At 71.1% G+C, this 13068-nt stretch carries 14 protein-coding genes; 10 read left to right on the top strand and 4 right to left on the bottom strand.

The window, feature by feature from the left end:
- The first annotated feature begins 38 nt into the window (after positions 1 to 38).
- Positions 39 to 680 (top strand): ketopantoate reductase family protein, encoded by a 642-nt coding sequence (locus tag K5O09_RS19535; protein WP_370635550.1) that lies wholly within the window; start codon positions 39 to 41, stop codon positions 678 to 680.
- Complete coding sequence (locus tag K5O09_RS08145) at positions 617 to 841, top strand: hypothetical protein (protein WP_222172258.1); 225 nt, start codon at positions 617 to 619, stop codon at positions 839 to 841. Before K5O09_RS19535 ends, K5O09_RS08145 begins: the two co-directional genes overlap by 64 nt.
- Here K5O09_RS08145 and K5O09_RS08140 read toward each other — a convergent pair.
- The 4 genes from K5O09_RS08140 to lnt form a co-directional block, all read right to left on the bottom strand.
- The gene (locus K5O09_RS08140) at positions 838 to 1653 is read right to left on the bottom strand and encodes a cytochrome c biogenesis CcdA family protein (RefSeq protein WP_222172257.1); all 816 of its coding nucleotides are present in this window, start codon (positions 1651 to 1653) and stop codon (positions 838 to 840) included. The genes K5O09_RS08145 and K5O09_RS08140 overlap by 4 nt on opposite strands.
- Positions 1654 to 1788: 135 nt before the next feature.
- Complete coding sequence (locus K5O09_RS08135; RefSeq protein ID WP_222172256.1) at positions 1789 to 2427, bottom strand: vitamin K epoxide reductase family protein; 639 nt, start codon at positions 2425 to 2427, stop codon at positions 1789 to 1791.
- Complete coding sequence (locus tag K5O09_RS08130; protein ID WP_222172255.1) at positions 2424 to 3221, bottom strand: thioredoxin domain-containing protein; 798 nt, start codon at positions 3219 to 3221, stop codon at positions 2424 to 2426. The genes K5O09_RS08135 and K5O09_RS08130 overlap by 4 nt, the downstream gene beginning before the upstream one ends.
- Complete coding sequence (lnt, locus tag K5O09_RS08125; protein ID WP_255596217.1) at positions 3218 to 4858, bottom strand: apolipoprotein N-acyltransferase; 1641 nt, start codon at positions 4856 to 4858, stop codon at positions 3218 to 3220. Before lnt ends, K5O09_RS08130 begins: the two co-directional genes overlap by 4 nt.
- A 445-nt stretch (positions 4859 to 5303) precedes the next feature.
- Between lnt and K5O09_RS08120 the strand changes: the two genes are divergently transcribed.
- From K5O09_RS08120 to K5O09_RS08085, 8 genes are all read left to right on the top strand, one after another.
- Positions 5304 to 5807, top strand: a complete 504-nt coding sequence (locus K5O09_RS08120) for an isoprenylcysteine carboxylmethyltransferase family protein (RefSeq protein WP_222172254.1) — start codon at positions 5304 to 5306, stop codon at positions 5805 to 5807.
- 63 nt (positions 5808 to 5870) lie between these two features.
- Positions 5871 to 6599, top strand: coding sequence for a response regulator transcription factor (locus K5O09_RS08115; RefSeq protein WP_222172253.1), 729 nt, complete (start codon positions 5871 to 5873; stop codon positions 6597 to 6599).
- Entirely contained in the window at positions 6596 to 7768 is a 1173-nt protein-coding gene (locus tag K5O09_RS08110; RefSeq protein ID WP_222172252.1) for a cell wall metabolism sensor histidine kinase WalK, read from the top strand. Before K5O09_RS08115 ends, K5O09_RS08110 begins: the two co-directional genes overlap by 4 nt.
- 227 nt (positions 7769 to 7995) lie before the next feature.
- Positions 7996 to 9264 (top strand): M23 family metallopeptidase, encoded by a 1269-nt coding sequence (locus tag K5O09_RS08105; RefSeq protein WP_255596214.1) that lies wholly within the window; start codon positions 7996 to 7998, stop codon positions 9262 to 9264.
- Between the two features lie 3 nt (positions 9265 to 9267).
- Entirely contained in the window at positions 9268 to 9873 is a 606-nt protein-coding gene (locus K5O09_RS08100; RefSeq protein WP_222172251.1) for a TlpA disulfide reductase family protein, read from the top strand.
- 11 nt (positions 9874 to 9884) lie between these two features.
- Positions 9885 to 10526 carry a copper resistance CopC family protein gene (locus K5O09_RS08095; RefSeq protein ID WP_255596321.1) on the top strand — a complete coding sequence of 214 codons (642 nt, stop codon included), beginning with the start codon at positions 9885 to 9887 and terminating at the stop codon, positions 10524 to 10526.
- A gap of 127 nt (positions 10527 to 10653) precedes the next feature.
- Positions 10654 to 11163, top strand: a complete 510-nt coding sequence (fliL, locus tag K5O09_RS08090; protein WP_222172249.1) for a flagellar basal body-associated protein FliL — start codon at positions 10654 to 10656, stop codon at positions 11161 to 11163.
- 191 nt (positions 11164 to 11354) lie between these two features.
- Positions 11355 to 13022: a hypothetical protein gene (locus K5O09_RS08085; protein WP_222172248.1), complete on the top strand. Its 1668-nt coding sequence runs from the start codon at positions 11355 to 11357 to the stop codon at positions 13020 to 13022.
- Positions 13023 to 13068: the final 46 nt, after the last annotated feature.

Genomic DNA, 13068 nt, shown 5'->3' with positions numbered 1-13068 from the left:
CTGTACGCGGTGTCGCTCGCAACCGTCCCGGGATCTCGGTGACGTTGGTGGCACGCGGGCGACGGCTGGACCAGGTGAGCGCGGGGGTGCGCTGCAGCCTCCGAGGCGCCGTCGAGAGCATCGAGCTGCCCGTGGTGGACACCGTGCCGAGCGCCTCGTCATGGGACGTCGCCAGGGTCTGCGTGCGCTACGACCAGGTGGAGCAGGCGTTGCACCACGCCGCACCCGTCGACTTTCCCACGATCGTCACGCTGATCAACGGCCCCGGAGACTACGAGGCGTGGGAGGGCCTCGTCGGACCCGGCAGGCTCCTGCCGGGCTTCCCCGGTGCCGGCGGCAGCATCGACCCGGCCCGTGTGCTGCATGCCGCGGCGACCCCCACGTCCATCCTGCGGACCACGCTGGGCGAGATCTCCGGACGGCGCACCACGCGCGTCGTGCGCCTGGCCGGTCTGCTGCGCCAGGCCGGGTTCCCGACCGCCCTCAGCTCACCGATGGGCATCTGGCGGCTCACGCACCTGGGGCGCTGGTCGTCGCCCTCACCGATGCCGTGTACGCCGCAGGCGGGGCCGGCCACCGGCAGATCGCCACCGACAGCGCCGCCATCACACGGGCGATGGACGACTCCACCGGCTATGTGGCCCGTCTGCGGGACAAGGGCTTGCGCCCGACCCTGCTGAGGCGGGCCCTGCCCGCCCGGCTACCACGAGCGATCCTCGTCCGTACCGCGGCGGCCTGCTTCCGGTCGGACTTCGGTGAGACGTACGTCTGCCGACGCGCCCGCCGCGCGAAGACGGAGATGGACCTGCTGAAGGACGCGCTGCTGACCCGGCTGGCCTAGACCGGCGGCTGGAAGACGACGATCAGGCCCTGCAGAGCCTGGACCCACCGGCCCCACAACCCAGTGATCAGAGCGACGCCGATCACGATGAGCAACACCCCACCGACGCGGGTGATGGTCAGCCGGTGCCGTCGCACCCACGTCAGCAGCCGAGTGCTGCGATGGACACCGAACGCGACGAGCACGAACGGCAGACCCAGGCCCAGCGCGTACGCGCCGGACAGCACGGCACCACGCACGGCGGACCCGCCCTCGAGCGACAGCGCCAGCACCGCCGCCAACGTCGGCCCGATGCACGGCGTCCATCCCAACCCGAACGCCAGACCAAGCACCGGCGCACCCCACAGCGTGGCAGGCGGGCGCCGACGAGAGCGCGTGTCGCGCTGCAAGAACCCAATGCCGCCGAGGAACGCGACACCCATCACCACGACCACCACACCCAGCGCACGGGTCACCGGGTCCTGCCACCGCAGCACCGCAGCACCCAACGAGCCGGCCAGCACACCCAGCGCGACGAAGACGGCCGCGAAGCCGGCCACGAACAGCGCCACACCGAGCACCAGGCGGCCCCGTCCCGCGGTCCGGGCCGCGGGAGCGGTCACGGCGCCGCTCGGCCCTGGGACCGTCTGCGCCGTCAGACCCCCCAGATAGCCCAGATACCCCGGCACCAGCGGCAAGACGCACGGGGAGGCGAAGGAGACGATGCCCGCGACGAGCGCGACGAGCACGGCCAGGATCGCGGACCCGGAGAACGCGGTCGTGGCGAAGACGTCGCCGATGTCCGCCCGGACGGTCAGCGCCAGCTCAGGCATGGCTCGAGGTCTCGGCTGGTCGTGGCGCAGGCTCGGGTTGTGCCGGTGGCTGCCAGTGGCCGTGGCACACCTGGAGGTGTCGGACCCAGCCCGTCCCCGGGCGGCGAGCCCTGGCGTCGGCCAAGCGGAGCCGCCTCACCACGTCACCGACACGGCGACCACGAGCACCGCGAGCGCTGCAAGTCCGCACGCGAGCACAGCACCGTGGTTTCGCGTGGCGGGCCCAGCCAACCCCGTGCGGCGACGGCCTGTCGCGGCTACGAGGTCGAGCACTGAGTACCACAGGACGGTGAACGTGACTGCCCAGACGACCATGCAGTACGGGCACAGCGCCTCGATGACGAACAGGCTCTGAGTGATCAGCCAGATGATCAGTGCCGAACCGGCAACGGCACCGGTCAGCAGCGCGGCCCGGTACCAGGTCGCGATGCGCCCGCCTACTAGGCGCATCGCACCGGTGGCGGCGACCACGGCGAACCCGGCGATGCCGAGGTAGGGGTTGGGGAACCCCAGTACCGCTGCCTGGACCGAGCTCATGATCGGGCCGCACGAGACGACCTCGTTCAGGCTGCAGCTGGGTTGGTAGAAGGGGTTGGTCAGCAGCCAGTACTTCTCCACGGCGAGCACGAACGACGCGGCGAACCCGATCAGGCCGGCGACCAGGTGAACCCAGGCGACGGTGGTCGTCGACGGTCCGCTGTCCCGGGCGGCGTCAGGTCGGCCCGGGGTCGAGGCGCTCGCTGGCCGGGCCACGCCCTCCCCGGCGTTGGTCACTGCGCGAGTGCCCGGTCGAGCGCTTCGGTCAGGTCTGCGGCCGAACGAGGCTCGAAGAGCTCGCCGTTCAGGAAGAACGTCGGGGTTCCCGCCACGCCCAGCGCGCGGCCGTCGGCGATGTCGCGCTCGATCCGCTCGAGTGTCTCGGGGGCCTCGTAGGCGGCGTCCCAGGTGTCCATGTCCAGGCCGAGCTCTTGTGCGTACTGGCGGAAGAGGTCGTCCTTCGGTTCTTGGGACTCGCCCCACTGCGCCTGTGTCTCGAACATCCGCGCGTACATCGCCTCGAGCTGGCCCTGCTGCGCGGCGGCCTCCACGGCGCGAGCGGCCCGCTGGGAGTTGAAGTGGCTGTCCAGCGGGAAGTACCGGATGACGAACGACACCCGGTCCCCGTACTGGCTGCGCAGTTCCTCGATCGCCGGGTAGACCGCGCCGCACGCCTCGCACTCGAAGTCGAGGAACTCCACGAACGTGACCGACGAGTCCGGCACGTCGTTGAGGCGTCGAGAGTCCTCCCGCACGACCAGCCCCGCCTGATCGGGTGCCTGCGGGTCGCCAGCCGTGGCGGGGTCCTGCGAGTCCTGCCAGGGACGCGCCACCACGATGGCGACAGCGATGACTGTGACCAGGACGGCGGCCAGCGCGAGGATCAGCGGCGCGCGCCGTTGGGGCCGAGGCGTCGGCCCCTGCGGCCGGCTGCCCGGCTTGGCGACCTGCGCCGGCTTGGCCGACCTGTTCGACCTGGCGGGCTTGGCCGACTTGCGCGACTTGGCGGACCTGGTGCGCTTGGGGGTCATGTCGGCTGGTACTCCTCGTGCTCGGGACTAGCTGGGGTGTGTGCTTGGGATGCGGGCCTGCTGGATCGGTCGGCTCGACGGCGCCACGCGTTCGCGGCGCCGCTGGTGGCCGCGGCTGCTGCGATCAGCACGGCGAGGATGATCGGTGCGGGGCCGGCTCGGACCGCTGGAGTCAGCGACGTGCGCAGCGGCAGGTCCGCGGTCATCGTCGCGGGCGTGAACAGGTCCGTGCGCTGCACGAGGGTCCCATCGGGCTCGATCACGGCGCTGACTCCGACGGTCGAGGCCTGGATCGTCGCGCGGCCGGTCTCGACCGCCCGTAGCCGGGACATCGCCAGCTGCTGGGTGGACTGGGCGGTCCAGCCGAACGACGCGTTGTTGGTGGGGACGACCAGGACCTGTGCGCCTTGGCGTACGGCGTTGCGCACCAGGTCGTCGAAGGCGACCTCGAAGCAGATCACGGTCGCGACCGGCACCGCACGACCCAGTCGTACTACCGGGATGTCGACGACCGCAGGCGCCGTTCCGGCGACCATGTCGACCTCGACTCGGTCGACCTGGGAGGAGAACACCCGGATTAGGCCTCGCAGCGGGACGTACTCTCCGAACGGCGCCGGCCGCTGCTTGGCGTAGGAGTCCACCGGACCCCGCTCGGGGTCCCACACGACGATGTCGTTGTAGCGGCCCTCGGGCTCGTAGCGGTCGGTGCCGACCAGGATCGGCGCGCGCACCGCATCGGATGCCTCCCACACCTGCGCAGCCGCGTCGGCGTTCGTCCGCGGATCGACGTCGGAGGCGTTCTCCGGCCACACGACCAGGTCGAGCCCACCTGGGGCCTGGGTCGCGACGGCGGCGGTGCCCTGGACGTGGTTGGCCAGTACGACCTCGGCGCGATCTGGCCGGCCCCGGTCTGCGGGCACGTTGCCCTGCACGACACCGGTGCGCAGCGTGCCCGCCTCGGGCTCGACTCCCAACGGGATGAGCGTGCCGAGTCCGAGCATCGCCCCCGTGAGCGCGGCGGCCACCAGCACTCGGCGCGCGGCGCGGCGACCTGCAGCAACCGTGGCCAGGGCGAGCAGGGCGCCGATGAACGCCACCGCGAACGAGACCAGCGGCGCCCCGCCGAGCCAGGCCAGGGAGAGCAGCGGGCCGTCGGTCTGGGAGAACGCCAACCGTCCCCACGGGAAGCCCCCGAACGGCCAGACCGAGCGCAGCTGCTCACCGGCGACCCAGACTGAGGCGAACACCAGCGCACGCAGCATCGGTCGGCGCGCCAGGATCGCAGCGCGATCGGCCCACGACCACAGGGCACCGGCGACGGCGAGCAGCCCGGCCTGCAGCACCGACAACGCCACCCACGCCACCGGTCCTGCCGCCTCGCGTGCCCATCCCAAGTGCAGCAGGAAGAAGGTCTGGCCCCAGGCGAACCAGACCAGGGCCGTGGTCCGCCCACCGCCGCGCGATCCGGCCAGGACCAGCATGGCGACCGCGACGAACCCGACCGGCCACCAGCCCCGGTCGGGAAAAGCGACGTCGGCCAGCACCCCGCCGACCGCGGCGAGCCCCAGCCGCAGCACGCCCCGGCGCGGGCTCGGCGCCGTGGTGTCCGCGGGCGTGACCGCGGGGGCTGCCAACACCTGGAGCACTGGTCCTCGAACGTGTTCTCGCGCCCGCCGTCGCGGGCTCGTGGAGCGGTCGGGAACCGCCGGGGTCGGCGTGCCCGGACATCCGCCTCGGCCGCCCTCACCGTAGGCCGGTCACGGGTACCACCGGCTGGTTCAGTCGATTGAGATTCGGTGAAGCCTGACCCACGCGCGCTCCTGAGTCGCGAGGCGGGCACCGGCCACACGCCTATCGTCGTCATGTGGCGACACGCTCCCTGGCCGACCCCCTGGGCCAGGAGCGTGTCGTCACCGCACGAGCGTGCGAACCGCCCGGGCGAGCACACTGGTCCGCCGCCCGATCGACGCTGCAAGGGGCGACGAGGGGCGGGGCACCGCAACGACCGCACCGTTGACGAGAGAAGCACCGATGACACCGACGCAGCCATCCGCACCCCGAGGCCTCACACGCGAACGGCGCGTGCCCCCGGTGCTCATCGCCGCCGCCGCCACCGGCGCCCAGCTCATGATCGCCGCTCGGTCCGACAGACGCCCCTCACCGAGCTCGCTCCTCGCCGCGGCACTGGTGGCCTCGGCGTCCACGTGGCTGATCGCCGACTCGGTGGCCCGATTCCGGCGTTCGGGCACCACCGTGGACCCGACGGCGCCCGCCGCGACGAGCGCGCTGGTCACCACCGGGGCCAACGGGCTGACCCGCAACCCGATGTATGTCGGGATGGCCGGCGGGCTGCTCGCCCACGCCCAGGCGCGCCGCTCGTGGGTGAGCCTGCTGCCCGTCGCCGGGTTCGTCGCCGCGATGAACCGCTGGCAGATCGCCGCAGAAGAACGGGCACTCGCCGTGCACTTCGGCCAGGCCTACGACCACTATCGGGCCGTCGTCCCACGCTGGGTCGGTCCCCGATCGGTCCACGCAGCCATCTCCGCCTTGGCGACACCGCGCACCTTCGCGATGAAGACCCGATGAAGCCACCAGGTGGGTGCTACCTCCAGGGCCGGTCACACGCTCTGCGCGTGGCACGGTGAGGTCATGACGAACGGACACGAGTGGCGCGACTCGACTTCGGAGCACGAGCGTCTGCGCGCGCTCGTGGTCGAGGACGAGACCGACCTGGCCGCCGCGGTCGCCGACTACCTGCGGATGGACGGGTACGACGTCATGATCGTCCGGGACGGTGCGCGCGCCGTGGAGGCCACGCGTACGTCCGCGCCGCATGTGGTGATCCTGGACCTGGGGCTGCCGTCCCTCGATGGCATCGAGGTATGCCGCAGGCTGCGGGAGTTCTCCGACGCGTACGTGCTGATCCTGACCGCGCGAGCCGACGAGGCGGAGGTCCTGCGCGGGCTGGAGGCGGGCGCGGACGACTACGTGACCAAGCCGTTTCGACCGCGCGAGCTCCTGGCCCGGGTCCGTGCGCTGCTCCGACGCTCGCGCACACCCGGCCAGCTGCCGCCCATGCCCAACCAGGTCGGAGACCTGGTCGTGGACCCCGCCGCCCGGCGGGTGACCCTCGCCGGTGAACTCGTCGACCTGACCCCAACCGAGTTCGACCTGCTCACCATCCTGCTGTCGCGCCCCACGGAGGCGCTCTCACGGCGGGCCCTCATCGAGGCCCTACGCGGTTCGAACTGGTACGGCGACGAGAGCCTGGTCGACGTCCACGTGCTGCACCTACGACGCAAGCTGGGCGACGACGCCGCCACACAGCGCTTCGTACGGACCGTGCGCGGCATCGGCTACCAGATGGGAGAGGGATGATCAGGCGACCGGCACGGCACTGGGGCGTCGCGCTACGCCTGCTCGTCGTGCTGACCGCGGTCACGCTCGTCACCGTCATCACCGCATGGGCGGTCGCCTCACAGATCGGCCCCGGGATCTTCCACGAGAACCTGCTCCAGCACAGCGACGACGACGCGACCGAGCACGCCGAGATCGCGTTCACCACCGCAGGCGGGTTCTCCCTGGCCGCGGCCCTGGCGGTAGCGCTGCTGGTCTCGACCGCACTGAGCCTGTCCATCGCCGGACGGGTCACCCGCTCGCTGCGCCCGATCGTGGTGGCCGCCGGGCGGATCGCCGGCGGTGCCTACGACCGGCGCGTACCCGTGCCGGGCCTGGGTGCCGAGTTCGACGAGCTCGCGACCGCCGTGAACGCGATGTCCGAACGCCTCGAGCAGGTCGACACCACCCGCCGGCGCCTGCTGGCCGACCTGGCGCACGAGCTGCGCACCCCGCTGACCACGCTGACCGTGTACGTCGACTCGATCGACGACGGAGTACGTCCCCCTGACGCCGCGACGTTGCAGGTGCTGCGCGACCAGGTCAACCGGCTCAGCCGCCTGGCCGAGGACGTCTCGGCGGTCTCCCTCGCCGAGGAGCGCCGGCTGCCGCTCCACAGGGCCGAGGTGCTGCCGTCCGACCTCGCCCGGGCCGCGGCCGCTGCCGCGAACCCCGCCTACCACGCCAAAGGCGTCTTCCTGCAGCTCGACACGGCCACCCGCACCCCGACGGTGCGGGTCGACCGGGACCGGATCGGGCAGGTCCTGGCCAACCTGCTGCAGAACGCCCTACGGCACAGCCCCCCGGGCGGCGCCGTAGTCATCCGAGTACGCGCCGAACGCGGCGGGGTCACGATCGCCGTGGTGGACGCCGGTGACGGCATCGCCCCCGAGCACCTGCCCCACGTGTTCGACCGGTTCTACCGCGCCGATACCGCCCGCGACCGCGACCACGGCGGCTCAGGCATCGGGCTGACGGTCAGCAAGGCACTGGCCGAGGCCCACGACGGCTCGCTCGACGCGGCCAGCCCAGGCCCAGGCATGGGCGCGACCTTCACCCTGCACCTACCGGCCGCACCAGCGGACCGCACCGACCCGGCTCCCGCACAGCCCGCACGTCTGCACGAGCGAGACACCCAGATCGACACGTGATCCACGACACCGACGTCGCGCACGTCTGATCGGACTCACGCACCCGCCTTCACTGAAGCCGGAGACGGCCGCCGCCTCAGGGCGATGAAGGAACGATGAAGGCCGGCGCGGCCACGATCACACACACGCCGGCACGACCTAACGTCGCAGCAATGTCTTCGTCCCCCCGGGTCCCACCGGTCCGCGTCCGCCGTCGGCGCCACCTGCGCCGCGCAGCGGCCCTGCTCGTGACGGGCGCACTCGTCGTCGGTCTGGTGCCGTCGACGGGTGCCGCCGACGAGCTCGACGATCGACGCCGCGCGGCGCAGGAGCGCGCCAACACCGCGCAGCAGCGCTCGGAAGAGCTCCGGGCGTCGATCGAGGGCCTGTCGGCCGATCTGGGCCAGGCGGTCGCCGACCTGGCTGCGACCGAGGCCCGGCTGCCTGCCGCGCAAGAGCAGCTCCGACTGGCACAAGACGAGCTGCAGGCGGCCGAGCGTCGAGCCTTGATGCTCCAGACCCGCCTGACCGACGCCACGAACGAACAGGTTGCGATCGGTGAGGAGATCGCCACGATGGCCACGCGCGAGGACGAAGTCCGCGCAAGCGTCGGACAGTTGGCCCGCCAGGCGTACATGGACGGCGGGCAGGCCTCGACGTTGGCGGTCGTGCTCGACGCCCAGGACCTGCAGGAGTTCACCCAGGCGATGCAGGCCACCGCCACCGCACAGCGCCTGCAGACCCGGGTGCTCGACGAGCTGACCACCATGGGCGCCGCCGCGCGCAACGCCGAGGCACGGCTCGCCGCAGTCACCGACCAGATCGCCGAGCTGAAGGTCGAGGCCGACGTCGAGGTCGCGCGCGCCGACGAGGCCAGGGTCGAGGCAGCCGCACGTGAGGACGAGATCGAGACCCTGATCGCCCAGCAGCAAGCCACCCAGCAGCGTCTGGCCGGGATGAAGGCCCAGGCCGAGGCCGAGCAGGCCGAGGCCGATCGTCAACGCGCCGCGCTCGAGGACGAGCTGGCCGCGATCATCGCCGAGCAGCAGCGTGCAGCAGCCGCCACCCCGGACAGACCGGCCGCACCCCCGCCGTCGTCGAGCACTGGCGCGATCTTCGCCAACCCGACGTCCATCAACCCGATGTACGTCACGTCGAACTACGGCATGCGTCTGCACCCAATCCTCGGCTACGAGCGCCTGCACGCGGGCATCGACCTGCGCACCTACTGCAACACCCCGCTGTATGCGCCACGCGACGCGACCGTGCAGTGGGCCCAGTGGCGCAACGGCTTCGGCAACCAGGTGATGCTCAACTACGGGAGCGTCAACGGCCAGCCACTGATGAGCAGCTCGAACCACATGACCAGCTTCACCGTCTCGACCGGGCAGCAGGTCAACCAGGGCGACCTGATCGGCTACTCCGGGAACACCGGCTTGTCCACCGCGTGCCACCTGCACTTCGAGGTCTACCAGAACGGGTCGACCATCAACCCCGCGCCACTGCTCGGGAGGTAACCGATGCCCTATCCCATCACGCGCGCCGCACGCACCGCGGCACTGGTCGCCGCTGCTAGCGCGCTGGCAGCCGTCTCGACGGGGTGCACCCCAGGTGCTGACGACAACGCCGCCGCCAGTCCGGGTTACGTCTCCGAAGACGGCAGCGTGCGGACCTGGGAGCCCGGCCAGCGGCCAGGACCCGTGGTCGTCACCGGCACCGACTACGAGGGCCGGGCGGTGGACACCGGAGACTGGCTCGGGGACGTGCTGGTGATCAACACCTGGTACGCCGCATGCCCACCCTGCCGGGCCGAGGCACCCACACTCGCCACCCTCGCACGCGACCGCGCGGAGCAGGGCGTGCGCGTGCTGGGGATCAACGTCGAGGACGCCGCCGGTGCGGCGCTGGCCTTCCAGAACACCTTCGACATCCCCTACCCCTCCATCGAGGACCGCGACGGGCTGGCCGTGGCGTCCCTGTCCGGCGTCGTGCCACTGCAAGCGGTGCCCACCACCGTCGTCCTAGACCACCAGGGCCGGGTCGCCGCCCGGATCGTGGGCCTGGCAGAGGAGTCCACGCTCAACTCCCTGGTCGGCGACGTCGTCGCCGAGTCCCCCGTCCAGTGATCGGAGTGCCCATGGTCGCCCACGCCCAGGTGTCCCGCCGACGGGCCATGGCCTGTCGGCTGGCCATCGCCGCGGTCCTGGCCCTCGGTCTGGCAGCCGCCGGCGCGGGCGCCGCCTGGGCGCACTCCGGTCTCATCGAGACCGACCCGGCCGACGGCGCGAGCGTCGAGGTCGCACCGGTCCAGGTCGTGCTGACCTTCAACGAGGCACCCCAGCCGCTCGGCACCCTGGTCCAGGTGCTCGGTCCGGACGGCGCGGACATCTCCGACGGCCAGGCCGTGATCACCGACACCCAGATCGCCCAGCCCCTGGCCGAGGTTCGCCCGACCGGCACCTACACGGTCCAGTGGCGCATGACCTCGGCCGACGGGCACCCGCTGTCCGGACAGTTCGCGTTCACCGCCACCTCGGCCACCGGGACCGCCCTCGACGACCCGACCCAGGCCGCGGAGGCGACCACGGCACCCACCCCGAGCCCGACGACCCCGGCCCCGGCCCCCGAGACGGTAGGGACGAGCCAGGGCCAGGCCGCCTGGCGGTGGGGCCCGAGCTCCGTCACCGCGCTAATGATCGTGGCGGTCGTCGCCGCGGCACTGCTCGTCCTCGTCGTCCGGCTTCGCCGCAGGGTCTTCGGGGACGACACCTCAGAGTGAGCCCGGGCGATCCGACGGGCAGAACCTCAGTCGGATCTTCATCTTCACCGCGCTCATCCGCGCATCGGACACGTCGATCGGGCCGAAGTAGAGCGACCCCGCTCGTCCCCCGAGGTCAGGAGCGTCCGTGCCCGAGCAGCGGATCATCAGCCAGAGCAACCGAATCCAGGCCGGTGCCGCCCGCGACCGCGCCAGCGCCCCGGATACCACCACTGCACCCACCACGGTGCCGCGCAAGCCCAGAAGCAGGCGCACGCTGGTCCTGCTGGCCCTCGTCGTGCTGACGGCCGGCGCCGTGTACTGGTTCCTTCTTCGACCAGACGCCGCCGACTCCCTTGACCAGCCCGAAGTGGAGCTGGGCGCGGTCCAGACCGTCGAGCCGATCAACATCAACCTCGCCGACGGCCGGTACCTCAGACTCGGGCTGGGTCTGCAGCTCACGGCCGAGGTGGTCGAGGACCTCGACCCCTCCATGGCCCTGGACCGGATGATCGCGCTGTACTCGATGCTCCCGCTCGACCAAGTCAGCTCCCCCGAGGGACGCGAGGCCCTCAAGGCCGAACTCACCGCACAGCTGGCCGAGGCCTACGACGGGCAGGTCGTCGCGGTGTACATCACCGACTACGTCTACCAATGAGAGCACTTCGCCGACACGAGCAAGCAGTAGGCGTGGCGCCGGGTCCCGGATGCCACGTGACCCGACCATCGGTGACAAGCGACCTCGACAGGTTCCTGAGCGCCGTCGACCAGGGCAGCGCTGATGCACGATGTCCTCGGCACCTCCCCCAAGAGGACGTGGGTGCCGATGCAAGAAGGGACAGGACACACGTGCCGAACACCACTGCGAGGAAGCCTGCGCCGAACCTGCAGCGGGCGTTCATCGGTGGCCTCGAGCAGGTCCTCGACTCCTTCGGGGCGGCACCACCCGAGCTACCTTCGCTGGACGCTGGGTACCTCGTCCCGATGCTCGTGCACGCCGCCAGGGTCTACGGCAACACGATCGTCGACCACATACCCGTCGAGAGCTCGGCAGATCACAACGTCAACTGGTACAGCCTCGTCGCTGCTCTGGCGAGGGCGCCGCAGGACCGGAAGCCCTACTTCCACTTCGGTCTGGCGGTCGACCCCGATGTCGAGGCCGTGCTGGACCAGTACCGTGCCATGTTCCGCACGCGGCACCAGCTCGGATCGCTGAAGGACGGACGATGGCGAGTCTTCGAGTGTGACGACGGCTCCGTCGAGATCGGCCTGGCGCCTGCGGCACGGCGCTCGGCTCTGCATCTGGTGGCCTGGCGAGCGGAGAACCACCTTCTTCCCCCCGACCGCGCGGCCCTCACCGCCCTGCCGAACTCTCGGGAGAAGTTGGTCCAGATCATCCTGTCGGCAGCGAACGCAGACCTGGACGTGTTCCGCAAGAGCCACCCGCGCAACTGGGACAGGCTCGCCGACGGGCTCGGGTTCGACCTCGATGACTTGCCACAGTTCCAGGCCTTCCTCATCGACCTCCTGCACACTCCGCCGGCCTGGTTCACCAACGGCGAGCTGCTGAGCCTGTGGAACGACTACCGATCACCTGCCCCTCCGTACTCGGACGAGACGTTCTCAGCCCTGCTGGCGTGCCAAGCGCTGACTCCAGCCGAAGGCGTCGCCTGGAGCGCGGTCGCCCCGTTGATCAAGATTGGTGACCTGTACATCCCCTGGTTCTTCGGCTTTCACGGGCTGCATCCGTGCCTGAGCTTCTTGTCCATCCTGATGCGCCGACACGAAAGCCTGTGGAGCCGCACGGTGGGCTCCACCCTCGCCTACGCGGCCGACTGGCTCGGGGGGCGCCTGACCGGGCACGGGCGACTTGAGTGGAGAGTACGCGCCAAGGTGCCGGGAGGCGGCGGGGATGCCGACCTCGTGCTCTGGGACTGTACGACGGGTGCCGTGGCGGTCTTCGAGATGAAGACGACGTTCGACAAGTACCGCACGAGCTTTCAGTTCGACAACTTCACGGGCCAACGCGTCAACTATACCAAGGCACTCGCGCAAGCGCAGGCCGCCGCCGAGGCGATCCGTACCGGAGCCTGGCCGCTACGGTCGCTGTTCGGCAAGAGCAGCCCCGACCGCCCCACGTCCGTCACCGCGGGGGTGCTGACGTGGTGGGACACCTACAACCCCACCCTGGACTCGGCCGCCCCGCCAACCCTGTGCTGCAACTACGCCACCCTTGCTTTCCTGCTGGATCGGGCGGAGGGCGACCTGAGTGCGGCTATGACGGCGATCGCTGAGCTGTCGGCCATCTACTGTCCTGCCAGGCTCGTTCCCATCGGCCAGGACCCCCAGACCGGTGACCTCATCCTCCTCGAGGTGCAGGCCGCGGAGCTGCCCCCGCGCAGCTCATGGCCCCCGATCAGCGACTTCACCCGCGAGCTGCTCAGCACGCACGGCTGCTGGCCCGAGGACTGGGTCACGCAGGCGTCGAGCGACGTCGGGCGCTGGCGCGTGTACTGAGCGCCGATGGTTGTGCGCGTCCATCCCCCGCCCAGCATCCGAGAAC

Origin of the sequence: Cellulomonas sp. C5510, assembly GCF_019797765.1 — a bacterium.
In the GTDB taxonomy this organism is placed as follows: Bacteria; Actinomycetota; Actinomycetes; order Actinomycetales; family Cellulomonadaceae; genus Cellulomonas.
The sequence above is the reverse complement of the archived record's forward strand: the minus strand, read 5'-3'. Positions and strand labels throughout refer to the sequence as shown.